Here is a 26,760-nt window from a genome sequence, read left to right on the forward strand (position 1 = left end):
GCCCTACGCAAACCACGGCAATGGCGCAAGCCATTTTCCCGTTCAGCCTAACGTATTGTGCCATGCCTGTCCTCCCCCGTCACCCTGTCCGCCATTGCCCGCGCCGCTTCCGGCGGGATTTCCTCCACACCTGACCTACCCGGAATACCTGCATGCTTCCTGCCCTTCCGCTGCCGCGCCTGCGGCGTACCGCCCTGAAATTCTGCGCGCTGGCCAGCCTGCCCCTGCTGGCCGCCTGCAGTGGCGAATCCGATTCGATCGATTTCGCCCCAGCCTGCCCCGTGGTGGAAATTCCCGGCGAGGCAGCGGATTATTACCAGTATTCCGGCACCGACCATGACATCACCCACCTGGTGGCGCGCGCCAGCCTGACGCGTGTCGTGGGCTCGTGCGAGGCAGGGGAGCACCGCACCGTCATGACCAACATGAAGATCGGGCTGCATGTCGAGCGCGGACCGGCCTCGAAGGTGGATTTCGTCAACATCCCGTATTTCGTGGCCGTGGTGTTCAATGGCGAGATCAAGAGCAAGAAGGAATTCGTGGCCCATGTCTCGTTCGAGGACGGGCGCATGCAGGACCTGACCCATACCAGCAACATTCCCATCACCCTGCCCGTATCAAGGCATATCCACAGCGACCAGTACCATCTCGAGATCGGCTTCCAGCTCACCAAGGCGCAGCTTGACTTCAACCGCGCGCATCTTGTGATGCCCACCTTCCACAAGATGTAAGGCAGCCCGTGGCCCCGTCCCCCGCCCCGCGTGAACTGACATGGCGCGGCATCGTGATCGGCGCGCTGATCACCGTCGTCTTTACCGCGTCCAACATCTATCTCGGGCTGCGGATCGGCCTGACCATCGCCACGTCCATTCCCGCCGCCGTCATTTCCATGGCGGTACTGCGGGCACTGGGGGGCGGCACGATAGCGGAAAACAACCTGGTCCAGACCCAGGCCTCGGCCGCCGGCACGCTGGCCTGCGTGTTCGCAAGCCTGCCCGCGCTGCTCATGGGCGGGTTCTGGCAGCGCTTTCCCTTCATGCAGGCCGCCGTGCTCACGGCGGCGGGCGGCATGACGGGGGTCCTGTTCACCATCCCCCTGCGCCGGGTCATGCTGCGGGATGCCACCCTGCCCTTTCCCGAAGGGGTTGCCGCCGCCGAGATCCTGCGCGCGGGCGCCGCGCGGGAGGATACGGGCAGCATCCGCGCCCTGCTGCAGGGCAGCGTGCTGGCGGCCGTCCTCACCTTTGTCTCCACCGGGCTGCGGCTGCTGGGCAACGGCCTGACCGCGACCGCCGTCATTGGCGGGACGGCCTTCCGGCTTTCGATGGGGTTTTCACCGGCCCTGCTGGGCGCGGGCTATCTGGTCGGACTGGAAGGCGGGCTGGCCATGCTGCTGGGCGCGCTGCTGACGTGGGAAGTGCTGATTCCCGTCCTGGCGCAGCTTACACCCCGCCCCGCCGGGCTGGCGCCGGGGGCGTTCGCGCAGGTACTGTGGCAGCAAAAGGCCCGCTTCGTGGGTGTTGGCCTGATCGGGGTGGCGGCGATATGGACCGTGCTGCGCATGGGCCGCCCCCTGCTGGACAGCGTGCGCCTGCTGCTGGTGCGCCCGCCCGCGGATGCCGCGCCCGCGCGCACCGACACCGACCTGCCGCCCCGTGCCATACGCGCCATTGCGGGCATGGTCATGGTTGTGATCGGGGGCATGTTTTTCGTATTTGCCCGGGGCAGTATCGCTCCCCTGCCCGCGCTGGCGGCGGCGCTGGCGGGACTGGCCTGCTGCGCGGGGCTGGGGCTGTTCGTGGCGGCGGCGTGCGGTTACATGGCGGGGCTGGTGGGGTCGTCATCCTCCCCCATTTCGGGGGTGACCATTCTGGCGGCCATGTGCCTTGCCTGCGTGTTTCTGGTGCTGCGCGCGGCCGGGCTGTTCGCGGGGGGGGACGGGCAGCACTTCACCATAGGGTTCTGCCTGTATGCGCTGACCGCCATTACCGCGTCCGCCGCCATCGCCAATGACAACCTGCAGGACCTGAAAACCGGCCAGATGATCGGTGCCACACCGTGGAAGCAGGAAATCGCCCTGCTGATCGGCTGCATCAGCGGCGCGGTGGTCATTCCGCCGGTCCTGAACGTGCTGTACCAGACCTATGGATTCGTGGGGTCCATGCCCCATGCGGGCATGGACCCCACGCAGGCGCTGGCCGCGCCCCAGCCCGCGCTGCTGCTCATGATCACATCGGGCATTTTCCTCCACCAGCTGGACTGGTCCCTGCTTGCGCTGGGCGCCGTGGCCGGCTGCGTGCTGATCGGTCTTGATACGGCCCTGCGCCGCACCGGCCGGGGCGGCCTGCCCCCGCTGGCCGTGGGCATTGGCGTGTACCTGCCAATGCAGGTTTCCATGACGCTGGCGGCCGGCGCGCTGCTGTCCAGCCTGATCAGGCGGCTGAACCCGCGGGCGGGCACCCACCGGGGCACCATGATCGCCTCCGGCCTGATCGTGGGGGAAAGCCTGACCGGGGTTGCGCTGGCCTGCCTGTCCGCGCTGAGCGGACAGGACAGCCCGCTTTCGCTCCTGCCGCGCGGGGTTCCCGCCGTGGTTCCCGACATGGCGGGGCTGGTGATGTTCGCCCTGGCCTGCCTGTGGTTCTGCCGCACGCAGATCCGCCCCCCCACCCGATAGGCCACGCACCGGAAAGGGCCGCGCCGGGACGTACTGGGGCATGGACGGGAGCAAGGTTTCCATGCCACCCTGCCCGCCATGTGCAGCCCTTTCGACACCCTGGATTTCCCCCGCCCCACGCGCGAAGCCCTGGCCCTGCGCTTTGGCCAGGTTTCCACCCTGCTGGACCAGGCCAACGTACCCGATGCCGCGCGCCTGTTCGATACCATCCGCCGTGATTACGAAAGCTGGGCGGCACTGGTGGACCTGCGCTTCGCACAGGATACCACCAGCCCCCACGCCCGTGCCGAACGGGATTACGCCGATGCGCTGACCCCCTATGTCACGGCGCATGAAGTCACGCTGAAACGCCGGCTGCTGGAATATCCGGACCCGATGGCGGTGGCGCAGGTGGTCACCCCCCACACGCTGGAACTGTGGCGCACCGACATCACCACCTTCGATCCCCGCATTACCGATGCGCTGGAGGAGGAAGCCCGGCTGAGTGGCGAATACACTGCCCTGCTGGCAGGCGCGCGGGTCCGGATTGGCGGGCAGGAAGTCAACCTGTCGGGCCTGGCCCCCTATGCCGAAAGCACGGACCGCGCCGTGCGCCACGAAGCGGAACAGGTGCGCTGGGCCTTCTTCGCGCACAACGCCCCCCGCCTTGATTCCCTGTTCGACCAGATGGTGAAGCTGCGCCATGGCATGGCGCGCACGCTGGGCTACGACTCCTACATCCCGCTGGCCTACCGCCGCATGCGCCGGGTGGATTACGGCCCGGCCGATGTCGCGCGCTTCCGTGCCGACGTGCTGGAGCATGTCGTACCCCTGGTGCATGACATCCTGCGCCAACGCTGCGAGACCATGGGATGGGAAGTGCTGTATTCATGGGATGAACCGCTGATCGACCCGATGGGCAACCCCCGCCCGGCGGGAGGCGACGCGCTGCTGATGGAACGCGCCCAGACCATGTTCGACCGCATGGGCGGCGATCTGGGCCGTTTTTACCGGCAGATGCGCGATGGTGGCTATCTGGACCTGGTCAACCGCGCGGGCAAGGCGGGAGGCGGGTTCTGCACGTCGTTCCCCACCATTGGCATGCCGTTCATCTTCGCCAATTTCAACGGCACGCAGCATGACATAAACGTCTTTACCCATGAGATGGGCCACGCCTACCAGAACTGGAAAAGCCGGGGCCTGCCGGCGGTTGACCTGTTGTGGCCGACCATGGATGCCGCCGAAATCAATTCCATGGCGCTGGAATTCCTGACCTGGCCACATATCGACCTGATGGTCGAGGCCGGACAGGGCGCGCGCTTCAGGCAGATGCACCTGATCTCCTCGCTGTCCTTCCTGCCCTATGGCGTATGCGTGGATCACTTCCAGCACGAGATCTATGCCAGCCCGGACATGACGCCGGCCGAACGGAACGCCATGTGGCGCAGGCTGGAGCAGCGCTACATGCCCTGGCGCAACTATGGCGGCCTGCCCCACCCCGAATCCGGTGGCCGGTGGCAGGCGCAGGGGCATATCTACCGCTCGCCCTTCTATTACATCGATTACGCGCTGGCGCTGTGCTGCGCCATGCAGTTCTGGATCCGTAGCCGCACCGATGCGGCGGGCGCCATGCAGGCCTATGTTGACCTGTGCGCGCAGGGGGGCGCGCAACCTTTTACCCGGCTGATCCGTTCTGCTGGCCTGCACTCACCCTTCCAGCCCGGCACGCTGGCCGACGTGGTCCGTACCGCGCGTGATATCCTGAACGCCTGACCGGCCAATGCCCGGGCCGGGCTGCATGGCCTGCCCGCACCCTTGCCCGGTATGGCCCGCGGGGGGCATGCCACGCCCCGGCCCTTGCGCGCGCCGAAGGGGGAAAACCATGTCCACACCCACGCCCTCCATCACCCGCACGCTCTGCAAGACCGTGGCGGTCCTTGTCCTGACGGGGCTGTTCATGCTTGGCCTGCGCTTCAGCGCCACCGTGGCCGGTCTGGTGGACCGGGTTGCGGGCACGGGGCTGTGGCTGTCCGTCTACCGCCTGGCCGGTGCCAGCGACGCCACCGAACAGGAACGGCTGATTGTCATGGCCGTGGCCCTTGCGTGCTGCCTGCTGGCCGTAGGCGTGGTGGAAGGGACGGACCGGCTGCTCAGGCGCTACCGCCCGCCCCGTTCATGACGCCTCGCGCTGCCAGAAAAAGGTGAGTTCATGCTTGTTGTGCCACAGATGCACGACATGGCCACCGGGAATGGCGGCAAAGGCATCCGCCGTTTCATGATCGGTCTCGCCCTGGAACTTGATGGTCATGACAATACGCGCCGCCCTGCCCGACGCGATCCACCGCCGCGCCAGCGCCAGCAGGCGTGCGGGATAGGCGATGATATCGGAAAACAGCCAGTCCACCGGCGCACAGTCCTGCGGGTCCAGCCCGAAGGCGCTTTCGTACCGGCAGGTGACATTGGGCAGCCCGGCCACATTTTCCGCCAGCGCAGAACGGTCAATGGCGGTAACATGCGCCCCGCAACTGGCCGCGACCCACGTCCACCCGCCGGGGCAGGCCCCCAGGTCCAGGCATGTCTCGCCCGCCACGGGCCAGCGGCCAAGGCGCAGCAGGGCCTCCCACAGCTTGAGATAGGCGCGGGAGGGCGGGTCGGTGCGGTTTTCCTCGAATACGACCTCGCCATTCACGAAAGGCGAGGATTTGGTGGGCGAGAGCAGCAGCCTGTCCGGTGCCAGCAATGTCCATGCCCCCAGATGGGCATCGGGCGCGGTGGCGGGAAAGGCAAAGGGCTTTGGCCGCAGCGGCGGCAGCGCATCGCTGACCAGCGCGCAGCGGCGGTGCAGCATGGGCGCATAGCCCGCCCAGTTGCGCTGGATGGCGCGCATGATACGGGCCGCCCCCTTGATGGAGGGCACGTCATGCGCCTGTGGCGCATCCCATATATCAAGCGCCCACAGGCTGGCCACCGGCGGCTGGGCGGAGAGCGCCAGCCGTCCGTGCCAGCATAGCGCCCCCGCCCCCCTGCGCGCCAGTTCCTGCGCCAGGACCGGCTCGAAACCGGGGGCGGCAAGATAGGCGCTGCGTACCGGCCAGGGTGGCCGGGTGGCATCGGGCTGGCCGCCCGTCCCAGCACTCATGACCGCATGACCCCCACGGCCAGGAGCAGCCACGCCACCATGAGCAGGCTCCCCCCCGTGGGGGCCACCGGGCCGGGATGGATGCCCCAGAAGGCCGTCAGCGCCACGCCGGTCGTAAACAGGACGGTGCCCACCGCCATCAGGCAGCCCGCGACCGAGACCAGTACCCTGCACCCCTGCTGGATCATGAGCACCGATACACCCATGATGGCCAGCGCGTGCCACATCTGCATCTGTATGGCCTGTCGGGCCATGTCGCGCCCCCCTTCGGCAAAGAAGCGGTCGGGCAGATGGGCGGTCAGCGCGCCCCCCATAACGGCAAAAAACGCGGCCAGCGCCGCAAAACACAAGAGAAACCTGACAACAGTAGGCATAAGGACATATCCGCAGGGCTTGGGTCACAGCCCGCCGTGGCGCGGGCGGGCACACCCTACTCCGGGCATGGGCCGATCGTATAGGCCACGCACGCGATGCTGCCGTGCCGCGCAACGGGCGTATGACGCTTCATTCCCGCCGCGCATGGGCCGCGCATCGGGGCCGCCACCGTCACGGGCTCCACCCTGTTCCCGGCAGGGGCGTGGCCTTGGCCAGGGCACCATGCGGGCATGGAACGGCCGGACAGCCGCACGTTCCCGCATGTCGGCTTTATGTGGCGCGCCAAAACTGATAAACCGCGAAAAGGGTCAGTAATAAATCCAGATCTTACACTTTAGGAAGACGATCAACATGAGACATTACGCAGTCTGCCTCCTTTGTGCGTCTGTCAGCCTTCTTCCTCTCCCTTCCCTGGCCCGTCCGGCACCGGCCACACCCACGCCCGCAGCAGCGCCTGCGCCCACCCTGCCGCCGCTTACGGAATCAGATTCCACCTTTGCCGAGAACGTCTCCGCGCTGAATACTTTTGAAATCAATATTTCCACCCTGGCGGCCGAACAGGCCAAGCGCCGCAAGGTGCAGGAATTCGCACGCAGTTCGGCCAGGATGCACACGACCAACCAGAAAACCCTGACCACCATGGCGCTCAAGCACGGGCTGGCCCTGCATCAGGAAATGAGCCCTGATGAAGAGCAGATCGCAGGCCAGCTCAAGACGGAAAACGGCGCCAAATTCGATCGCGATTACCTTGACCTGCAGGCACAGGCGGCAAGCGATGCGCTGGCCATGTTCCAGAACGAGGCGGAATCTGCGTCCGACCCGGAACTGAAGGCCTATGCCGCCGCCACGGCGGATACGTTGCAGGCGAACCTGAAGGAAAGCCTGCAGCTGGGCGCAAGCAAGCCCTCGCGCTGAATGCCCGCGGGTCCCGCCGGTCACGATACCCCAATACAGGAACAGCCATGACCATTCGCATTGACCGGATCGTAACGCGCGGCGGCGACAGGGGGGAGACCGCACTGGGCAACGGTACGCGCGTGCCCAAGGACTGCGCGCGGATTGAAGCCCTTGGCGCGCTGGATGAGGCCAATGCCACCATCGGCCTGCTGCGCGCCACCCTGCCCGCCGGGCGCAACGCCACCTTCATTGCATGGGTGCAGGGGCTGCTGTTTGATATTGGCGGCGCGCTGTGCATGCCGGCAAGCCCGCCGCGCGCGCTGCCGCATGCGGCAGCCGCCCTGGATGCGATGGAGGGGGAGGTCGAACGCCTGCGCGCCGACATTCCGCCACTGCGCAGTTTTGTCCTGCCCGGTGGCACGCCCGCCGCAGCCCACGCCCATCTGGCGCGCACGGTCGTGCGCCGGGCGGAACGGCGGCTGGTCACACTGGCCCGGGCGGAAGACATCGGCACGGATATGCCCGCCTGCCTGAACCGCCTGTCGGATTATCTGTTCGTGCTGGGCCGCCACCTTAACGCCAACGGGGCGGAAGACCTGACATGGGCACCGGCCGCGCCGCCACCGGCGTGAAGGCCGCCCCCCTCAGCCCGGCAGGGCGGCCAGATGCGCGCAGGCCTGACGGGCAAGATGGTCCTGCGCCGCGTTGACATCCAGCGCCATGACCACCTCTTCTTCCATATCAGGTTCCTCCAGTGTCGCGAACTGGCTGTCCAGCATGGCAACGGGCATGAAATGGCCGGTACGCTGGCGCAGGCGCGGGGCGATGTCCTCCCTGCTGCCCTTCAGGTAGACAAAGCAGACCGCCGCGCTGCCACCGGCAATATGCTCGCGGTATTTACGCTTGAGGGACGAGCACGTCACGATGCCGCACTGACCCGCCCGCCCCCATGCCGCGACCTGGGCCGCAATCCGGTCCAGCCAGGGCGCGCGGTCCGCATCCGTAAGCGGGATGCCGCTGCTCATGCGGGCAATGTTGCTGGCGGTGTGCAGGTCATCCCCTTCAATGACGGGCCAGCCAAGATGTCCGGCCATAAGCTGGGCCACCGTGCTCTTCCCGCACCCCGATACCCCCATCACGATCAGCACGCATGGCCGCCCTGCCTGACGGAGTCTGCGCGAGAGGGAAACCGTAACCGCCTTCTGGCCAATATCACTCATTCCGTATCCTGCCGGATATTATTACAAGACTCATGCCTTCGCCCTATCTGGCCCCAATACCGGCATGAAGGCAAGAGATGTACCCACACGGTAACGTAAAATATACAGAAACGGGATTCCGTTTTATAGCGGATTTAAAGGCAGAAAAATGAGATCGAAATAAATTATATTTCAGAACTTCGTTTGGTTAAGTCCATAATATGTTTTTCATTTAAAATATATTTCATTCAATGAAAATAATACAATAATGATCATATTCTTATTTATGGCACTTGCATCATGGTAGCAGACAGCTTTATATGGAAGCACAAGCATTAAAAAACAGCACCGTTGGTATGTTGCTTGTAGGAATACATTCCTAAAATCTGATTTTAGCTACGTTCCGCATGGTGCATTGAGTTATCGAGAGTCCAGCTGTGTCATCTTATAACGATTTTCTTTCCTTTCCCAAAGAAGAAGAGCGCAATACGCAGCGCGAAGAAGTCAATGAATCCGCCTTCCGCGAGGCGCTTGAACGCATGGGCAAGGGCCAGCCCACGCCCCCGCGCGGCGCGGGAGGGGGCAAGCCCCGGCAGCAGCGCCCCGCCCGGCAGGTTGAACCCGTGCAGCGCCGCCGCAAATTCGTGCAGGACGGTGACGTGCGCGTCGAACACCAGTCCCTGAGCACCGGCCGCGCGACCCCGCGCGCCATGCATGCCCAGCAGGAGGACCGTGGCGAGACCGACCAGCTGCGCCACAAGGTACAGTTCGAGCAGAAGCTGCGTGAACAGTCCGAACTGCGCCTGTCGGAAGCGCAGGCGCATATCCGCACCCTGACCACCCGCATTGGCCATGCCGACGTGATTGTGGCGGAACACAAGGAAAAGCTTGCTGCGAAAGAGGCGGAAATGCAGGCCCTGCGCGCCGAACTGTATGCCGCGCGGGAGGAAAGCAGCCATCTGCGTGAGGAACTGAACCGGCAGAAGGCGCGGCAGCGCGTAACGGAAAGCCGCCCCGCCGCCGCGGCAGGACCCGCCGCCAATACACCGCAGGAGGCCGCCGAGCCGGAACCCGTCAAATGGTGGCTGCGCTAGCCGCCGGCCGCCCCATCCATGCAACCCGATGACTCGCCGCGCAATCCGGCCTCACGCCAGCGTCAGGTCGGGCTTGTCATTGTCGCGACCTGCACCAGCGCAAGCCTGGCCATACTGGTGCTGCTGCCGCTTGTCAGTGGCCTGGTCAACCTGCTGCGGGACATACTGGGCGTGCTGATCCTGCCCTTCTCGTTCATGTTCGGCCTGGAAGGCGCGGAGGGGCAGTCCCCCGCCCTGCTGCGCCTGCTGAGCGACATGGGGTTGCAGACCCACCTGCACCCGCTGCGGCTGGGGGGCGCGGCCATACTGGAACTGGTGGCCGTTTTCCTGTTTGTCATAGCCGAACGTCTGGGGGGGCGCACCGGCTACATCGCGGCCTGCGCGGCATCGGCCGGGGCGATCGGCCTGTCGGGCCTGCCGCTGGCCGTGCCCCTGCTGCCCGCCTTCGTGACGGAAGGGGTATTCCTGTTCTGTCCCCCCCTGCCCGACCCGGACTGAACCGCCACGCCCCCTGGCGGATGCCTCGCGGCGCCCTGATCGGGAATGGGCGGGCCGGATACGTCCCTATCGATACCGCCTGAACCCTGTGCCCTCAGTGCAGCCCCTCCACAAAACGGGCCAGGCGGGTACAGGCTTCCTTCAGCACATCATCGCCAGTGGCATAGGACAGGCGCAGGTACGGTCCCTGCCCGAAGGCCGAGCCATGGACCACCGCCACCTTCTGTTCCATCAGCAGGGCAATGGCGAAGTCCTCGTCCGTCCGCAGCCGGTGCCCCCCCGCGCTGACCCTGCCCATGCATCCGGCAATGCCGGGATAGGCATAGAACGCCCCATGGGGCATGGCGCAGGTCAGTCCCGGTATGGTCCGCAGGGTGGAAACCACCATTTCGCGCCGGCGCGCATAGGCCGCACACATGGCGGCAATGATATCCGCCGGGCCGTCCAGCGCCGCCGCCGCCGCCGCCTGCGCGATGGAACAGATGCCTGACGTGGCGCTGCCCTGTATGGCGGTCATGGCGCGGATCAGCGCGACGGGCCCCCCCACGTAACCCACGCGCCAGCCGGTCATGGCATAGGCTTTCGATACACCGTTCAGGGTCAGGATGCGGTGCCGCAGGTCAGGTGCGACCGCCGCCAGCGAGACATGGCGCAGCCCGTCATACAGCAGGTGCTCGTATATCTCGTCGGACAGCACATGCACATGCGGGTGGCGGCGCAGCACCCCGGCCACGGCCTCCAGATCAGCCTGCCCCATGGTACCGCCAGTGGGGTTGTTGGGAAAATTGAGCACAAGCCACTTGGTGCGTGGCGTGATGGCCGCCTCCAGCGCCGCTGCCGTCAGCCGGAAGTCATCGGCCTCGTGGCAGTCGGCATAGACGGGGGTGCCACCGAACATCTGCACGATCAGCGGATAGCTGACCCAGTACGGCCGGGGAATGACCACCTCATCCCCCGGCTGCACCGTTGCCATGAAGGCGTTGAAGATGACCTGCTTGCCGCCATTGGACACCATGATCTCGGCAGGCGTATAGTCCAGCGCGTTCTCACGCGCGAATTTGCGCGCAATCGCCGCCTTGAGCGCGGGCGTGCCGTCAACGGGGGGGTATTTTGTCTGCCCCTCCAGTGCGGCGCGGTGGGCGGCCTCGATCACGGCGGGGGGCGTGGCGAAATCCGGCTCCCCCAGCGCAAGGGAGAGGACCTTCTCCCCCTTCGCGCGCAGGGTGCGCGCGCGCTGCGCCATGGCGATGGTAGCAGGCACCGTAAGGCGCTCCATCCGCTGTGCCAGGAACCCCGCGGGGGCAGCGCCAGTATCGGTTGTCATGCCCGCCCCCTCAACGCAGCCCGGCACAGAAGCGCTGGATGCGCAGGCAGGCTTCCTTCAGGCTGTCCGTGTCCGTCGCATAGGAAATACGGAAATGACCGGCAAACATGAACGCGCTGCCATGCACGGCGGCCACCCCTTCCTCATCCAGCAGGGCGGTCACGAATGCCTCGTCCGTGTCGATCAGCGCGCCCCCGGCACTGGTCTTGCCCAGGCAGCCGACCATGGAGGGGAAGACATAGAACGCCCCTTCCGGCACCGGGCAGTGCAGGCCCGCCGCCGCGTTCAGCATGTCCGCCACAAGATCACGCCGCGCCTGATAAGTGGCGACCATGGTGGCGATGAAATCCTGCGGGCCGGTCAGTGCCTCAAGCGCCGCCGCCTGGCTGATCGATCCGGGACCGGAGGTGGACTGGCCCTGCAGCTTGTTCATCGCCCGCGTCATCTGCACGGGGGCCGCGGAATAACCGATGCGCCAGCCGGTCATGGCATAGGCCTTGGACACGCCGTTCATGGTCACGGTACGGTCACGCAGGCGGGGTTCGACCTCCACCACCGTAGGGGCACGGAAGCCGTCATAGACCAGCTTGTTGTAAATATCGTCCGTCAGGATCCAGACATCGGGGTGGCGGAGCAGCACATCGCACAGGCCGCGCATTTCGGCTTCGGAATAGGCGGCGCCGGTGGGGTTGTTGGGGGAATTGAGCAGAAGCCACTTGGTACGCGGCGTAATCGCGGCTTCCAGTTCGGCGGGCTGGAGCTTGAAGCCGTTTTCCACGCTGCACGGCACGATGACCGGCGTGCCTTCGGCCAGCGCCACGATATCGGGATACGACACCCAGCACGGGGCAGGGATGATCGCCTCATCGCCCGGATTGATGGTGGCGACCATGGCATTATAGATGATCTGCTTGCCGCCGTTCGAGACGATCACTTCATCCCAGGTGTAATCCAACCCGCTATCGGCGCGGAAACGCGCGGCAATGGCGCGGCGCAGGGCGGGCGTGCCCGCAACATCGGTGTATTTGGTCTCGCCTGCCTCGATGGCGCGGATCGCCGCCTGCTTGATCGTGTCGGGCGTATCGAAATCCGGTTCACCGGCGGAAAGGCTGATGATGTCCTTTCCCGCCGCCTTGAGCGCGCGTGCCTTGGTGGAGATTGCAATCGTCTGGCTGGGGCTGATGCGGTCCAGGCGGGCGGCGGTAAGATCCATGATATCAAGATCCATCAACAGTGGAAAACACCCGGCACCCTGCCGGGGAATGGGCGCACAGCCTAGAGCGAACCCGTGGCGGAGGGAACAGCGGATATGTGATCGGCCGCCATTGCGGCGCGGCACACCTGCGCCGGTGTCATCCCTGCCGCCCGCATGGCGCGGATGGATACCGCGCCATCACGCTTGGCCAGCCGCCTGCCCGTGCCGTCGCACAGCAGGCCGTGATGGCTGTAGCGCGGCGCGGGCCAGCCCATGATGTGCTGCAGCAGCCGGTGCAGCGCGGTGGCGGGTCGCAGGTCCGCGCCGCGCGTGACCAGTGTTATGCCCTGCAGGGCGTCATCATGGGTGACGCACAGGTGATAGGAGGCGGGCACGTCCTTGCGCGCCAGAACCACATCACCAAACAAGCCGGGCCGGCAGGGCTGCGGCCCCTGGCCCAGTTCATCCCATGTCAGCGCATCCGTGCCGGGCAGTGCCAGCGCGCGCGCCATGTCCAGTCGCAGGGCATGCGGCGCGCCCGATGCCAGCAGCGCCGCGCGGCGGCCGGGGTCCATGTGGCGGCAGGTACCCGGATAGACCATGGTGCCATCGGGCGCGTGATGCGGCGCGCGCGCCGCCTCCATCACGTCGCGGCGCGTGCAGAAGCAGGGATAGAGCAGCCCGCGCGCGCCAAGACCATCCAGCACGCGGCGGTACCCATCCATGTGCCGCGACTGGCAGCGCACGGGTCGCGGCCATGACAGGCCAAGCCATTCCAGGTCGGCATACAGGTCGGTGATGAAACGGGGCCGGCAGCGCACGGTGTCGATATCCTCGATGCGCAGCACGAACCTCCCCCCCGACTCCACAGCCATGCGCCAGCCCCGCAATGCGGACGCGACATGGCCCAGGTGCAGGTGCCCCGTGGGGCTGGGTGCGAAACGGGTGATTTCTGGCATTTTCTTATTAAAACAACACTGTAGGAAAAAACTGTTTCCGTTCCCGGTTTTCATGGCCACGGGGGACGTTACACGATGGCCGGCCGCCATGGGTTGCCACGCCATACGGGGTCTGCAATAGATTCAACAGTTACCTGACGACGACGCACATCACAGGCGCTCGCTTCGGAACAGAGTACGCCTGAGCACTGTGCGGCGGCATTCGGAAAGGAATGCGTCTGTGCCTTGTGACAGTCAATACCTGCCTGCCCTGGTCCTGAATGCCGATTTCAGGCCACTCTCCTATTTCCCGCTCTCGCTATGGTCATGGCAGGACGCGGTGCGCGCCGTATGGCTTGAACGCGTATCGGTGCTGAGCGAATACGACACCATCGTCCACTCCCCCAGCCACAGCCTGCGCCTGCCCAGCGTCATTGCGCTGAAAGACTATATTCCGGCCGCGCGCAAGCCCGCCTTTACCCGCTTCAACGTTTTCCTGCGCGACAATTTTTCCTGCCAGTACTGCAACACCCGCTTCCCCACGCAGGAACTGACGTTCGACCACGTCATCCCGCGCAGCAAGGGCGGGCGGACAAGCTGGGAAAATGTCGTGACCGCATGCAGCCCGTGCAACCTGATCAAGGGATCGTACATGCCACATGAGATCCGCATGTATCCCGACCGCACGCCCATGCGCCCCACCAGCCGCAGGCTGCAGGAAAACGGGCGTGCCTTCCCCCCCAATTACCTGCACGAAAGCTGGCGCGACTATCTGTATTGGGATACCGAGCTGGAAAACTGAACCCCGCGCCCGCGCGGGACGCGGGCAGCGGCGGACACGCTATCTTGTGTAGCTATAGCCGTATTCATCGGCCATCTTCTGCAGGTCGGGCGCGCCGCGCAGGTTGAGCGGCAGCGGCTCGGCCTTCTTCTTTTTCGAGCCGAAGATGAAGTTGTGGTCGCTCATCCGCTGGCAGGTGTTGGCGGCAAGGGGGAAACTGAGCTGCATCGTGGTGCCCAGCTGCTCACGCAGGCACTTCACATCGCTTTCGAACGGCTTGCGCCCGATTTCGGCCGTGCAGCCACCCAGCACCACCAGCCCGCATGCCAGCAGCCCGAGCCGGGCAGGCAGTTTTTCCACGATCTTGAGCTTCATTTCGACCCCGTAGCTTCAGCGCAGCGACACTGCCACGAAAGTGCCCGTTGTGATAGGGCACAAGAAGCCGCAGGCGCCCTGCCGCGTCCTGAATGCATGGGTGGCTTACGCAAAGAGCACAGGCCCCGCCCATGGCCATGAAGAGAATACATGCACGGCAGGAAATTATAGTCATGCCGCCGTCAGGTATTATCTGAATGCATAGGTGATATTACCGTGATTTACGTGACAGATGCCCCTTATATTGCCACCCTCTGTCATTATTCTAAATTTTTCTAAATCATGTGTGATATATAAAAAACACGAATGCATTGCCCGCATGGCTGTCAATTTGCCGCCAGATTGCCTAATGCATGTCGCGCGTTGTTACCGTCCCCATCGATGCCTGAGGTAAAAGAATGAGATTACTGGCCGTCCATCCAAGCTCGCTCATGTACACGAAGGTCTTCCTGCGTCTTGAACCGCTGGGGCTTGAACTGGTTGCCGGTGCCGCGCGCAACAAGGGACATGAGGTTGAAATCATCGACCTGCAGGTCGAGAAACACCCCGATTACTGGGAACGCATCGAACGCTTCCGCCCGCATGCCATCTGCTTTTCGGGCAATTACCTGGCCAATGTTCCCGAGATCATCGACCTGTGCAAGGAAACCCGCAGGCGCCTGCCCAACGTGTTCCTGTTCATGGGGGGGCATTCCATCTCGTTCATCGCGCGTGACGTGCTGGCCCTGTCAGAAGGGGCGGTCAACTGCGTGCTGAAGGGTGAAGGGGATGCAACCGTAGGCCCCCTGCTGGAAGCGTGGGAACAGGGGCGCGACCTGACCACCGTGCCCGGCGTGGTGACCATGGATGGCGAAGGGCCGCCACCGATCTTTGTCGAATCCCTTGATGAAGTCCGCCCCGCGCGCGACCTGCTGCGCCACCGCCGCAAATACTTCATCGGCACGCTGGACCCCGCGGCCTCCATCGAATTCGCGCGTGGCTGCCCGTGGGACTGTACGTTCTGCAGCGCATGGACGTTCTATGGCCGCTCCTACCGCACCGCCAGCGCCAAGGTGATTGGCGAGGAACTGCAGGAAATCAAGGAACCGGGCATCTTCATTGTCGATGACGTGGCCTTCGTGCATGCCGAACACGGCCTTGCCATCGCCGAGGAAGTCAAGCGCCGGAACATCAAGAAGGAATACTACCTTGAAACCCGCGCCGACGTACTGCTGCGCAACAAGGAAGTGTTCGCGGTGTGGAAAGAGATCGGGCTGAGCTACATCTTCATCGGGCTGGAAGCGGTGGATGCCGAAGGGCTGAAGCGATTCCGCAAGCGCGTGTCGATGGACCGCAATTTCGAAGCACTGGAATACGCCCGCTCGCTGGACCTGATCGTGGCCATCAACCTGATCGCCGATCCGTCATGGGACCGGGAGCGTTTCGAGGTCATCCGCCAGTGGTGCCTTGAAATCCCCGATATCGTGAACATTTCCGTCACCACCCCCTATCCCGGCACGGAAATCTGGGAAAGCGAGTCCCGCAAGCTGACCACGCGCGACTACCGCCTGTTCGACATCCAGCATGCCGTCATGCCCACCACCCTGCCGCTGCGCGAGTTCTATGAGGAACTGGTGAAAACCCAGCAGATCCTGAACAACAAGCATCTGGGCTGGAGCGCGATCAAGGATACGCTGGGCATTGCCCTGCGTCTGGCGCTGCGCGGGCAGACCAACTTCCTGACCATGATCTGGAAGTTCAACTCGGTCTTCAACCCCGACCTGCAGATGGCCGATCACGCGCAGAAGCCGGAATATGAAATGCCGCTCAAGCCGCAGGGCAGCGAGCAGAAGGTTGACCGCAAGACGCTGTATGTTCACGGCCCGGCCGGCCGCAAGTCGCGCAAGCTGGATGACGATACCGAAAAGTTCGTGGATGAGACCCGCATGAGCACGGTCGACTGATCCAGAAAAATCCTGCCCGTCAGGGAAAGGCCGGTTGCCTGTGCAACCGGCCTTTTCTTTTGGGTCCGGTCCGGAACCATGTGCCGGCAGGCAGTTTGAACAAAATGGCGTCCGGCATGGATTGCGCAGCAGGACCCCGGGCCACAGCCCATGTGGTGCGTGCCCCGACAGGACACGGCGCCGGGGGCATATATGGCAGCCTTCATGGCAAAACACGGCTGAATTATCACATCAGGAGCGATAACACCCAACAGGAACACCCATGCCCCATTCCCCGCATGATGGCGGCAATGATGGCCTCCCCACCCTTTTCTGGTGTAGGCTGGGACATGTTTCAACCATAGGCAGCCATCAGGCTGCGGCAGGCAATAAGGCATTCAGAGCATGGAAACATTAACGATAAACGTAGGCGGCATGACGTGCGATGGATGCGCATCCAAGGTTGTCCATGCACTGGAAGGCGTGGACGGGGTTGCGATGGTGCAGGTCTCCCTGGAGAAGGGCACCGCCACGGTGACCTATGACGGCCGTTCCACCAATGTCGATGACCTGTTTGCCGCCGTGGATGATGCGGGCTTCGACGCCGGTTACTGACCGGCGGCCTGAAAGCGGCATATTGCTGAAAAAACAGATGCTTCCGGGGGGCGCCGTTTCCAGAAAAGCGATACCCGGAAGCGCCCCTGCACCTTACAGGCCACAGAGGGACAGCCACAGAGGGACAGCCACAGAGGGGCAGGTGATCGCCCCCCTTATGGCGCAGGCAGGGCGGCAGCAGCCTTGCGTATGGCCTGCGCCATGGCTTCCACCCCGTTGCCCCGGTTGGTGGACAGTGCCTGCACCAGCCCCAGGTCACGCAGGAAGCCGGGGTCCGTATTCAGGATTTCCTCCCGGCTGCGGCCGGAATAGACCCGCAGCAGCAGCGCCACCAGACCGGACACGATGGCCGCATCCGATGCCCCGGCCAGATAAAGCCTGCCCTCGCGCGGCTGGACTTCCATCCAGACCTGGCTCTGGCAGCCGGGCACGCGGTGGGCGTCATCCTGCCACTGTGACGGGAATGGCGGCAGCTTGCGCCCCAGTTCGATGATGTACTGGTAACGCTGCATCCAGTCATCAAACAGGGCCAGTTCCTCGCCGATTTCGGCAATGGCGTCGGCGGCGGTATCGTCCTCGGGCTGTACAAACGGGTCGGTCATCATCTTTCCTGTAACGCGCGCGGGGCCTGCCTGCCGCCGCCGGATCGGGCCTTCCAACGCAAAAGGCCGCGCCCGATCCGGCGCGGCCCTGCGGGCACCTGCCATTCCCTACAGGATAAAGCGGCTCAGATCACCCTTGCTGGCCAGTGGCGCCACCTTCTCCTGCACATCGGCGGCATCGATCACTACACTCTGGCCACTGCGGTCAGGCGCGGTGAAGGAAACCGATTCCAGCAGCCGCTCCAGCACGGTGGCCAGACGGCGGGCGCCGATATTTTCCACCCGTTCATTGATATCGGCCGCCAGTTCCGCCAGCGCGTCGATCGCGGCATCGGTAAAGGACAGGGTGACCTTTTCCGTGCCCAGCAGGGCGATATACTGCTGGAGCAGGGAATGTTCCGGCTCGGTCAGGATACGGCGCAGGTCATCGCGCGTCAGTGACGCCAGTTCCACACGGATGGGCAGCCGCCCCTGCAGTTCGGGCAGCAGGTCGGACGGCTTGGCGATGTGGAACGCACCCGATGCGATGAACAGGATATGATCCGTGCGCACCGGGCCGTATTTGGTGGAGACGGTCGTCCCCTCGATCAGCGGCAGCAGGTCACGCTGTACCCCTTCGCGCGAGACGTCGCCACCGCGCGATCCCCCTTCGGAAGCACGGGCACAGACCTTGTCGATCTCGTCCAGGAACACGATGCCATGGTCCTGCGCATGGGCCACGGCCTCACGCGTCAGGGCTTCGGTATCGAGCATCTTGTCCGCTTCCTGACGGGTCAGCGCGGCACGGGCCTCGGCTACCGTCATGCGCTTCTGCTGCGGCATGCGGTTCATGAAGCCCTTCATCATGTCCGAGAAATTGATCACGGCCCCCGGCGTCATGCTGGACATGTCGGGCTGGGCCGGGCCGCTCCCCTCGGCAATCGAGATCTCGACTTCCTTGCCCTCAAGCTCGCCCGCGCGCAGCATGCGGCGGAACTTGTTGCGTGTCTCGGCCGAAGCACCCTCCCCCACCAGCGCGTCCAGCAGGATGTTCTCGGCGGCCCCTTCCGCCTTGACCTCCACATCCCTGCGCCGCAGTTCGCGCAGCATGTTGATCGAGACCTCGACCAGATCGCGCACGATGCTTTCCACATCGCGGCCGACATAGCCCACCTCGGTAAACTTGGTGGCCTCGACCTTCAGGAACGGGGCCTGCGCCAGCCTGGCCAGACGGCGGGCGATCTCGGTCTTGCCGCAGCCCGTCGGCCCGATCATGAGGATGTTCTTGGGCACGACCTCCTCACGCATGGCATCCGTAAGCTGGGCACGGCGCCAGCGGTTGCGCAGCGCAATGGCAACCGCGCGCTTGGCATCGGTCTGGCCGATGATGTAGCGGTCGAGTTCGGACACGATCTCGCGCGGGGAATGATTGGGTATGTCCATCAGGCAGCGTCCCCTGTCCCGTCCGTGCCCAGTGTTTCCACAATCACGGAATGGTTGGTGTACACACAGATATCGCCCGCGATCTTCATGGACCGGCGTGCGATATCGACAGCAGACAGGCCATCGATTCCCAGCAGGGCGCGTGCGGCGGACAGCGCGTAATTGCCGCCCGAGCCGATGGCGATGATGCCGTCCTCGGGTTCCAGCACGTCGCCATTGCCGGTCAGGGTAAAGGAGCGCTCGGCATCGGCCACGGCCATCATGGCTTCCAGCCGACGCAGGTAGCGGTCGGTGCGCCAGTCCTTGGCCAGTTCGACACAGGCGCGCTCAAGCTGGTTGGGGTAGCGTTCCAGCTTGTTTTCCAGCCGCTCCAGCAGGGTGAAGGCATCGGCCGTGGCCCCGGCAAAACCGGCCAGGATCTGCCCGGTCGGCCCGATCCGGCGCACCTTGCGGGCATTGCCCTTGATCACGGTGGCGCCCAGCGTCACCTGCCCATCGCCAGCCATGGCCACCTGGCCGCCGCGCCGCACGCACAGGATGGTCGTACCATGCCACCCGACCGGGTCATGGGGAGATGAATGATAATCTTGCATGATGATAGAGATAAAACCTTCTGCCGCCAGAACAAGGGGGCACGCCCCATACGATGCCCCCACCATTGCGCGCCCGGTTACGCGCGGTTCATGATCCGGTCGATATGGGCTGCAAGATCCGCGCGCGTGAACGGCTTGTGCATGACATTGGCGCTGCCGGCCGGCAGCGCGCCCGCATTGGCATAGCCGGTCAGGTAGAGCACACGCAGCCCGGGCCGCAGGGCCTGCAGGTGATGCACCGTCTCCAGCCCGCCCATGCCCGGCATCATCACATCCATGATCACAAGATCGATCGGCCCCAGCCCCTGCTCCATCGCCCGCACCGCGTCCGCACCACTGGCGTATTCCACCACATCATGACCGCGCGCGCGCAGGAAGCCCACCGTCACCGCCCGCACGCCCGGTGCGTCATCCACCACCATCACATGCAGCGTGCGTCCGCCCGCCCCCTTTCTTGCGGCCACGGGGGCCGTGGCCGGGGGGGCGGCATCCGGTGCCGCAGCCTGCACCGGCAGGCACAGGTCAACGCGCGTACCCTCGCCCGGCTGGCTGCGTACCTGTACCTCCCCCCCCACATGGCGGATGAAGCCATAGATCATGGACAGGCCCAGGCCGGTGCCGTGGCCCACATCCTTGGTGGTGAAAAACGGCTCGAACACGCGCGCCAGTGTCTCGGCCGACATGCCGACCCCCTGGTCGGTGACCGATACCATCACATATTCACCGGGCACGAGATTGGTGCCGGCAATGATTTCCTTTACCCGCTTGAGCGCCGTGGAAACCCGGATCACCCCGCCATCAGGCATGGCATCCACCGCATTGATGCACAGGTTGAGCACCGCAAGCTCCAGTTGCCCCGCATCGGTACAGACCGGCGGCAGCGTACCGTCCGATGTCGCGGTATCCACCACGATCGTACACGGCGTCCCGCCCTTGCCCTGGCGCGAGACAACGGTCTGCGCCAGCAGATCCTTCATGCCGTGCAGCAGGGCGTTCACATCCACCGGCTCCAGGCTGAGATCCCGCGGCCGGCTGAAATTGAGCAGCCTGCGCGTAAGCGAGGCCCCGCGCTGGGCGGCGGCGGAAGCATTGTCCAGCAGGCGCGTCACAGGGCCACTTTCGTCCCCCATGTCGCGCACCAGTTCAAGCGAGCCAAGCACGGCGGTCAGCAGGTTGTTGAAATCATGCGCGATCCCGCCCGCCAGCGTGCCCAGCGCCTGCATCTTTTCCGCCTGGCGCAGGCGGGCGGCCATTTCCTGCTGGCGGGTGATGTCGCGGTTGATCACGACCGAACAGGCCGAACCATCACCCAGCGCGCCCAGTACCACGCGGGTGATCTCGCGCCACCGCCCCTGTGCGCTGCCGCGGGTGTGGGCGGGCATTTCCACGGTTTCCTCATCGCGCCCTTCGGCCTGCAGGCGCCCCTGGGCCGCCCGGATCACGGGCAGCAGGTCGGCATCGCACAGTTCCTCCTCCGTCCGGCCCAGGCAGGATGCGATGTCACGGCCATAGAAATCCGCCGCCTGCTGGTTGATGCGGATGAAGCGGCCCTGCGCGTCCTTGAAGCCAAGGCCCGAGCGCAGGTTGTCCAGCAGGCCATGGAGCAGCATGCGCTCGGTGCGCAGTTCGCGCTCCAGCCGGTGGTAATCCGCCGCCTGCACGATCATGGCGCGCAGGGCGTCAGGGTCCCATGGCTTATGGGAATAGAACGAGATCCGCCCCTGGTTGAGCGCCGCCGCCACCGCGCCGATATCGGCATAGCCGGTCAGCAGGATGGCCTGCGCGTCGCTGTGCGCGCGCGCGCGGGCCAGCATCACGTCGCCCCCCATCTCGGGCATGCGCTGGTCGGATACGATCACGTCCACATCGTTGCGCGCGGCCAGGATGTCCAGCGCCTCGGTGGGGGATGTGGTGGACAGGACGGTAAAGGTATCTTCCAGCAGGTCGGTCAGGGCGACAAGGATTTCGGCCTCGTCATCCACCAGCAGCACGACGGGGCGCGACTGTGTTGCGGGGTCTGTAGTCATCACGCGGCAAACTCCCTGCGCGGCGGTCTGTGGCATGCTCAGCGCATGGACCCCGATGGCGGCGGCGCGGGCTGGCCTTCGGCCCCCGCCCCGGCATTCCAGGGTACGGAAATGGTAAAGCGGGCGCCCCCGCCAGGGGCGTTGCCCACCTGCAGGCTGCCGTGATGCGCCTGCACCACGCTATAGGCAATGGCCAGCCCCAGCCCGGTGCCGGCCCCCACGGGCTTGGTGGTGAAGAACGGTTCGAATATGCGCTCCTGCACAGCGGGGGCGATGCCGGGACCGGTATCGGTTATGACAAAGACGTAGGTGTCCTGCCCGCCCGCATTATGCGCAAGGAATGTGTGGATACTGATCTCCCCTTCCGCGATCCCGCCCCGACCAGACATATCATCAGGCTGGGCGGCAAGAATTGCATCAGCCGCATTGATGATAATATTCATGATGACCTGATTGAGCAGCGCCGCCTGGCAGTACAGCCGGTCGGGGGCCTCGTACTGCCGCCGGACCACGATGCCGCTGCCCAGCTTCTGCGTCAGCAGCGCCATGACCGTCTCCAGCGCCTCGGGCACATCGATCAGCTGGAACAGCCCTTCATCCAGCCGCGAGAACTTGCGCAGGTTGAGCACAAGGTTCTGGATGCGCCGCAGCCCCATGTTCATCGACCCCACGCGGTCACGGCACTTGGTCAGCACCGCCTCGCGCGCCGCATGGTCGGGGTCGGTGCAGGCGGCCTCCATGTCCATCACCTGCGCAAGGCCGCGCGCCACCGTATCCTTGTGCGCCAGGATGAAGGCCAGCGGGTTGTTGATCTCATGCGCGATGCCCGCCACCAGTTCACCCAGCGAGGCCATCTTGGCGGTCTGCACCAGCTTGCCCTGGGTTTCGATCAGCTTGCGGTTGGCATCGGCCAGTTCGCGGTTGGCCTGTTCCAGCGCTTCGGCCAGGGAGGCCTTCGAGGCGATGGCCGCGGCTTCGGCGCGCGCGCTCTTGACCGCGATCTCACGCGCCTGGCGCTCGACCTCGATGCGGCGTACGTCATCCTGAAGCAGCTTGCGCCGCACCAGCACGCGGATGCGCAGCGCCAGCGCCGCAGGCCCCACATCGCGGGAGACGAGATCATCGATCCCCGCCTCGAACATGCGCGCGGCGAATTCGCGGGCATCGGCCCGTGGCGCGCCATCCACCCCCAGCAGGCGCAGCGGCACGTTGCCCGACAGCAGATCCGCCTGCCGCCATTCATCCAGCACGCGGCAGACCTCCAGCCCGTCGAATTCCCGGCACGCCAGGTCAATCACCACGCAGTCGGGCACATGCTCGGGATCATGCAGCAGCGTGGGGTCCAGCTGGGCCGGATCGGGGCACAGGGTGACGATGTGCCCGTCACGCCGCAGCTGCCCGATCAGTTCGGGCACCGCCTGCTGGCGGGGCGAGGCCGGGGCGATGACCATGATGCGCGCGCGGCGGAACATGCGCTCGGGCAGGAGCGGGGGCGCATGCGCCGCGTGTTCACGCAGCAATGCGCGGATGCGCAGGACAATCAGCGCCGGGTCGGACGATTTGGGAATATAGGCGTCCGCCCCGCTTTCCAGACCCTCGCGCTCCAGCCCGGGCTCGATCCCCTCCGTCAGGATCAGCACCGGGATCGTGCGCGTGACCGCGTTCATGCGCAGCTGGCGGGCAAGCTGGCCCCCGTTCATGCCCGGCAGGTGGTAGTCGGCAATCACCAGCCCCGGCAGGCGGGCATCCAGCGTATCCAGCGCTTCCTCGCCACTGGCCACGCGATGGACGTGAAAGCCGTGGCCTTCGAGCATGCGGCGGATGCGCAGGGCCTGTGTATCGGAATCCTCGACCAGCAGCAGGGTGTCGGGATGGTCCTCGTGCTCAGCAGGTGGCATGGGGCTGGCTCATGGCTGGGATGGTCCTTCGGTCGGGATCGGGCTGCCGGCCATGATCCGGAGAATATGCGGGGCGATTTCATGCACCGGCAGGCTTATGCAGGCCGCACCCGCGCGTTCGGCGGCGCCGGGCATGCCGTGAATGACGGCGGTGCTGCGGTCCTCCACGATCGTGTAGCCGCCGCACGCGCGGATGCGGCCCAGCCCCTCGACCCCGTCCTCGCCCATGCCGGTCAGCAGCACGCCCAGCCCGTCACCGCCAAAGACCCGTGCGATGGAGGAAAACAGCACATCCGCCGATGGCCGCTGCCCCTGCACGGGGGGGCCGTCATGCAGCACGACCTCGCCGCGCGTGCCGACCGTCATGTGCTGGTTGCCCGGCGCCACCAGCACGCGGCCACGCTCCAGCATCATGCCATGCCGCGCCAGCACCACCGGCAGCGTCACCTGCTGGTCCAGCCACTGGGCAAAGCCTTCCATGAAGGCCGCCCCCATATGCTGCACCAGCACCACCGGCAGCCCGAAATCCGCCGGCAGGTCCCCCAGCACGCGGGCAAAGGCGGTGGGACCGCCGGTGGATGCCGCCATGGCGAGAATGCGCGGATGGATGGCCAACGGGCGCGCCCACATGCCCTTGTGGCGGAAGGGCTCGGCCTCCATCAGGCGGCGGCGGATCACCGGCACCTGGCTCATGATGTAAAGCTGGGTGGCAATGCCCTGTGCCATGGCGGCACCCGCCGCCCCCGACAGGCCCTGCGGCTTTTCCATGACCGAAAGCGCACCCGAGCGCAGCGCGTTCATGGAGACATGGGTGGACTGCCCGCCCAGCGTATCGCTGACGATCACGATGGGGGTGGGAAAATGCGCCATGATCTGCCGCGTGGCCTCCAGCCCGTCCATGCCGGGCAGGCAGATATCCATCGAGATCACATCGGGCCGCAGGCGGGGCACAAGGCGCAGCGCCTCCTCCGCCGTTTCCACCGCCTCCAGCAGTTCAAGCCGCGGATCGCCCGCCACCACGCGCATGAGCAGATGACGCAGCACGGCGGAATCCTCGACGATCAGCACACGGCGCGGGGCGGGGGGCGCGTTCACAGCAGGCCCCTTATGGTGTCGATCAGTTCCCCCTGGTCGAATTTCTGCTTGGTCAGGTAGGCGCGCGCCCCGCCTTCCATGCCCCGGCGCACGTCCTCCCCATCATCGCGTGATGTCATGAGCACAACGGGAATGGCGGCCAGATGCGGGTCCGCCCGCATCGCGGCCAGCAGCGCCAGCCCGTCCATGCGCGGCATTTCAACATCGGTCACCACCACATCCACATGCCGCGAGGACTGCTGGAGCAGCCCCAGCGCCTCCTCCCCGTCCACCGCCAGGCACACATCATAACCATGGGACTGGAGGATCGTTTTCTGCAATGTCCGGGTCGTGATCGAGTCATCGACCACCATCACCAGCGGGGCATGGCGCTGGGCGGCCACCGGTGTCGGGCCTTCCCCGTCACTGAAGCGCACACCGCCCCCCGCGCCGCGCAGGCGCCAGCGCGCGAACAGCCGGTCGGGGCTGATGATGAACACCGGCTGGTCTTCCCGTGGCCAGGCGATGCCGGGCACCAGTTCGCTGTCCAGCCCCACCGCCGTGGCGTCGGACACCAGCAGCGTGCGCACGTCCAGCATGCGCTCCACCGCGAAGCCGCAGCGCACGCCACCCACTTCCATTACCGCCACGCTTACCGCGCCATCGCGTACGGGCAGTGGCGCATCCTCCTCCCCCACGAAGGCCCGCAGGGGCACAAGGGGCACCAGTTCTTCTTCCCCGCGTTCCGCCGGGCGCGGGGCGGCGCGCGCGCCATCGGGCGGGTGGGGCACCACGGCAAAGGGCATGTTGTTGAGCTGGCGGATCTCGTCACGCCGCACACGCAGCAAGTGGCGGATCACACGGCCGGGCAGGCCAATGGTCTGGCCCGCGTTTTCCACCAGCAGCACGGTGCGCTGGCGCTGGGAGACGGGCACGGTCAGGGTCACGGTGGTGCCCGCGGGCTGGCGCTGCTCCATGCGCACGGTGCCGTGCAGCGCGCGCGCGGCTTCGGCCACCACCGACAGGCCAACCCCGCGCCCGGCCAGGGTATCGGCCTGCCCGCGCGTGGAAAAACCCGGCTCGAACACGCGCGCCAGAAGCTGGCGGGCATCAAGCGGCGCATCGGCATGCACCAGCCCCTGCCCCGCCGCCCGGGCCGCGATGGCGCGCAGGTCCGGCCCGCGCCCGTCATCACTGACCGCAACCTGCAGCCGCACGCCGGTCAGGGTGACGGCAATGGTGATGTTGAGCCGTTCGGACTTGCCAGCCTTCAGCCGCCGGGCACGGGTCTCGTGCCCATGCACGATGGCGTTGCGCACAAGGTGCAGCACCGGGTCGCGCAGCGCCTGCATCACGCGCCGCTCGGTCTGGACATCCATGCCGTGCATATGCACGTCCACCCCCCCTTCCGGCCCGCCATGCTCACGCGCGATGCTGCGCGCCATGGCGGCAAGGGAGCCGAACACGCTGCCCGCAGGGACCAGGGTTACGGCATGCACTTCCTCCCCCAGCCGCAGCAGGGCACGATCAATCTGGCCCGCCATGAGTTCACGCTCGCGCCCCACCGCCATGAGCCTGCGGGTCATGCGCGCGAATTCGGCCACCGGGTCGGCGCGCATGCGTTCGGGGGCGTGCATCACCGCGCGCGAATCCGCCAGCAGGTCCATGACCTGCGCCCACAGCCGTTCCTGCCGGTCAGCCACCGACAGAAGATCATGCACCGCCGTGGCCAGCGCATCCAGCCGGGCCACGGGCACCTGCACATAGGCCGGGTTTTCGGCCGGGGCGGCAGGGGTTTCCGGCGCATGCCCGTCCGTGGCCGCAGAGGCCATGAGCAGGTCGATCTCGTCCAGCGTGTCGGTTATGGCGCGGCAGTCAGCCTCCCCCGCCGTGGCGTGCGTGGCCAGCAGGGTGGACAGGCGGTTTTCCAGCGCATGGGCCACCCCTTCCACCACCGGCAGTTCCACCGCGCGCGCCGCCCCCTTGAGCGAATGGATACGGCGGAAGATTTCCGCCAGCCCCTGCCCGTCCGGGCCGCCCTGCGCCACGATGGCGCGGATGGCACGCAGGTGGTCACGGTATTCCGCATCGAATACCGCCAGAAGTTCTTCGCGCAGGTTCTCCACAACGCCGCCG

25 protein-coding genes are annotated in these 26,760 nt (G+C 65.6%); 11 read left to right on the top strand and 14 right to left on the bottom strand.

The window, feature by feature from the left end; translation table 11 throughout:
• The first annotated feature begins 152 nt into the window (after positions 1-152).
• The 4 genes from GWK63_RS10570 to GWK63_RS10585 all read left to right on the top strand — a co-directional run bounded on the left by GWK63_RS10570 (position 153) and on the right by GWK63_RS10585 (position 4,835).
• On the top strand, positions 153-731 hold the full coding sequence (locus tag GWK63_RS10570; RefSeq protein ID WP_007399758.1) for a hypothetical protein: 579 nt from the start codon (positions 153-155) through the stop codon (positions 729-731).
• A gap of 8 nt (positions 732-739) precedes the next feature.
• Positions 740-2,677, top strand: a complete 1,938-nt coding sequence (locus tag GWK63_RS10575) for an OPT family oligopeptide transporter (protein WP_007399757.1) — start codon at positions 740-742, stop codon at positions 2,675-2,677.
• 78 nt (positions 2,678-2,755) lie between these two features.
• Positions 2,756-4,429 (top strand): M3 family oligoendopeptidase, encoded by a 1,674-nt coding sequence (locus tag GWK63_RS10580; RefSeq protein ID WP_007399756.1) that lies wholly within the window; start codon positions 2,756-2,758, stop codon positions 4,427-4,429.
• A gap of 109 nt (positions 4,430-4,538) precedes the next feature.
• Positions 4,539-4,835, top strand: a complete 297-nt coding sequence (locus GWK63_RS10585; protein WP_007399755.1) for a hypothetical protein — start codon at positions 4,539-4,541, stop codon at positions 4,833-4,835.
• On the opposite strand, the gene GWK63_RS10590 is transcribed toward GWK63_RS10585, so the two are convergent.
• Both GWK63_RS10590 and GWK63_RS10595 read right to left on the bottom strand, forming a co-directional pair.
• The gene (locus GWK63_RS10590; protein WP_007399754.1) at positions 4,830-5,795 is read right to left on the bottom strand and encodes an SAM-dependent methyltransferase; all 966 of its coding nucleotides are present in this window, start codon (positions 5,793-5,795) and stop codon (positions 4,830-4,832) included. The two genes, GWK63_RS10585 and GWK63_RS10590, sit on opposite strands and share 6 nt — an antisense overlap.
• Complete coding sequence (locus GWK63_RS10595) at positions 5,792-6,169, bottom strand: DUF423 domain-containing protein (protein WP_034933027.1); 378 nt, start codon at positions 6,167-6,169, stop codon at positions 5,792-5,794. Before GWK63_RS10595 ends, GWK63_RS10590 begins: the two co-directional genes overlap by 4 nt.
• Positions 6,170-6,521: 352 nt before the next feature.
• Here GWK63_RS10595 and GWK63_RS10600 point away from each other — a divergent pair, with 352 nt between their 5' ends.
• Both GWK63_RS10600 and GWK63_RS10605 read left to right on the top strand, forming a co-directional pair.
• A complete protein-coding gene (locus GWK63_RS10600) occupies positions 6,522-7,085 on the top strand; it encodes a DUF4142 domain-containing protein (protein ID WP_007399751.1) in 564 nt (187 codons plus the stop codon).
• A 47-nt stretch (positions 7,086-7,132) separates the two neighbouring features.
• The gene (locus GWK63_RS10605) at positions 7,133-7,699 is read left to right on the top strand and encodes a cob(I)yrinic acid a,c-diamide adenosyltransferase (RefSeq protein WP_007399750.1); all 567 of its coding nucleotides are present in this window, start codon (positions 7,133-7,135) and stop codon (positions 7,697-7,699) included.
• Between the two features lie 12 nt (positions 7,700-7,711).
• Here the strand turns inward: GWK63_RS10605 and GWK63_RS10610 are convergent, their stop codons facing one another.
• A complete protein-coding gene (locus tag GWK63_RS10610) occupies positions 7,712-8,287 on the bottom strand; it encodes a gluconokinase (RefSeq protein WP_007399749.1) in 576 nt (191 codons plus the stop codon).
• A gap of 416 nt (positions 8,288-8,703) precedes the next feature.
• Here GWK63_RS10610 and GWK63_RS10615 point away from each other — a divergent pair, with 416 nt between their 5' ends.
• Both GWK63_RS10615 and GWK63_RS10620 read left to right on the top strand, forming a co-directional pair.
• Entirely contained in the window at positions 8,704-9,360 is a 657-nt protein-coding gene (locus GWK63_RS10615; RefSeq protein WP_007399748.1) for a hypothetical protein, read from the top strand.
• Between the two features lie 18 nt (positions 9,361-9,378).
• The gene (locus tag GWK63_RS10620; RefSeq protein ID WP_007399747.1) at positions 9,379-9,858 is read left to right on the top strand and encodes a hypothetical protein; all 480 of its coding nucleotides are present in this window, start codon (positions 9,379-9,381) and stop codon (positions 9,856-9,858) included.
• Between the two features lie 94 nt (positions 9,859-9,952).
• On the opposite strand, the gene GWK63_RS10625 is transcribed toward GWK63_RS10620, so the two are convergent.
• The 3 genes from GWK63_RS10625 to gluQRS form a co-directional block, all read right to left on the bottom strand.
• Complete coding sequence (locus tag GWK63_RS10625) at positions 9,953-11,182, bottom strand: pyridoxal phosphate-dependent aminotransferase (protein WP_039999725.1); 1,230 nt, start codon at positions 11,180-11,182, stop codon at positions 9,953-9,955.
• Positions 11,183-11,192: 10 nt separating this feature from the next.
• Positions 11,193-12,395, bottom strand: a complete 1,203-nt coding sequence (locus GWK63_RS10630; RefSeq protein WP_039999723.1) for a pyridoxal phosphate-dependent aminotransferase — start codon at positions 12,393-12,395, stop codon at positions 11,193-11,195.
• Between the two features lie 62 nt (positions 12,396-12,457).
• Positions 12,458-13,336 (bottom strand): tRNA glutamyl-Q(34) synthetase GluQRS, encoded by an 879-nt coding sequence (gene gluQRS, locus GWK63_RS10635; RefSeq protein ID WP_034933038.1) that lies wholly within the window; start codon positions 13,334-13,336, stop codon positions 12,458-12,460.
• 220 nt (positions 13,337-13,556) lie between these two features.
• On the opposite strand from gluQRS, the gene GWK63_RS10640 reads away from it, so the two are divergent.
• Positions 13,557-14,117 (top strand): HNH endonuclease, encoded by a 561-nt coding sequence (locus tag GWK63_RS10640; RefSeq protein WP_007399743.1) that lies wholly within the window; start codon positions 13,557-13,559, stop codon positions 14,115-14,117.
• Between the two features lie 39 nt (positions 14,118-14,156).
• Here the strand turns inward: GWK63_RS10640 and GWK63_RS10645 are convergent, their stop codons facing one another.
• Positions 14,157-14,471 (bottom strand): hypothetical protein, encoded by a 315-nt coding sequence (locus GWK63_RS10645; protein WP_007399742.1) that lies wholly within the window; start codon positions 14,469-14,471, stop codon positions 14,157-14,159.
• A 398-nt stretch (positions 14,472-14,869) separates the two neighbouring features.
• On the opposite strand from GWK63_RS10645, the gene hpnR reads away from it, so the two are divergent.
• Positions 14,870-16,414, top strand: a complete 1,545-nt coding sequence (gene hpnR / locus GWK63_RS10650; protein WP_034933041.1) for a hopanoid C-3 methylase HpnR — start codon at positions 14,870-14,872, stop codon at positions 16,412-16,414.
• A gap of 384 nt (positions 16,415-16,798) precedes the next feature.
• Positions 16,799-17,008: a heavy-metal-associated domain-containing protein gene (locus GWK63_RS10655; RefSeq protein WP_007399737.1), complete on the top strand. Its 210-nt coding sequence runs from the start codon at positions 16,799-16,801 to the stop codon at positions 17,006-17,008.
• Positions 17,009-17,163: 155 nt separating this feature from the next.
• Here GWK63_RS10655 and GWK63_RS10660 read toward each other — a convergent pair whose 3' ends face one another.
• From GWK63_RS10660 to GWK63_RS10690, 7 genes are all read right to left on the bottom strand, one after another.
• Positions 17,164-17,613: a SufE family protein gene (locus GWK63_RS10660; protein WP_007399736.1), complete on the bottom strand. Its 450-nt coding sequence runs from the start codon at positions 17,611-17,613 to the stop codon at positions 17,164-17,166.
• Between the two features lie 105 nt (positions 17,614-17,718).
• On the bottom strand, positions 17,719-19,032 hold the full coding sequence (hslU, locus tag GWK63_RS10665; protein WP_007399735.1) for an ATP-dependent protease ATPase subunit HslU: 1,314 nt from the start codon (positions 19,030-19,032) through the stop codon (positions 17,719-17,721).
• Positions 19,032-19,625, bottom strand: coding sequence for an ATP-dependent protease subunit HslV (gene hslV, locus GWK63_RS10670; protein WP_034933396.1), 594 nt, complete (start codon positions 19,623-19,625; stop codon positions 19,032-19,034). The genes hslU and hslV overlap by 1 nt, the downstream gene beginning before the upstream one ends.
• 77 nt (positions 19,626-19,702) lie before the next feature.
• Positions 19,703-21,652 carry a response regulator gene (locus tag GWK63_RS10675; protein WP_112210068.1) on the bottom strand — a complete coding sequence of 650 codons (1,950 nt, stop codon included), beginning with the start codon at positions 21,650-21,652 and terminating at the stop codon, positions 19,703-19,705.
• 38 nt (positions 21,653-21,690) lie between these two features.
• Positions 21,691-23,550, bottom strand: a complete 1,860-nt coding sequence (locus tag GWK63_RS10680; protein ID WP_112210070.1) for a response regulator — start codon at positions 23,548-23,550, stop codon at positions 21,691-21,693.
• A gap of 9 nt (positions 23,551-23,559) precedes the next feature.
• Entirely contained in the window at positions 23,560-24,576 is a 1,017-nt protein-coding gene (locus GWK63_RS10685; protein WP_237701110.1) for a chemotaxis protein CheB, read from the bottom strand.
• 65 nt (positions 24,577-24,641) lie between these two features.
• Entirely contained in the window at positions 24,642-26,750 is a 2,109-nt protein-coding gene (locus tag GWK63_RS10690) for a hybrid sensor histidine kinase/response regulator (protein ID WP_007399730.1), read from the bottom strand.
• Positions 26,751-26,760 lie beyond the last annotated feature (10 nt).

Source organism: Komagataeibacter rhaeticus (assembly GCF_011611525.1).
In the GTDB taxonomy this organism is placed as follows: domain Bacteria; phylum Pseudomonadota; class Alphaproteobacteria; order Acetobacterales; family Acetobacteraceae; genus Komagataeibacter; species Komagataeibacter rhaeticus.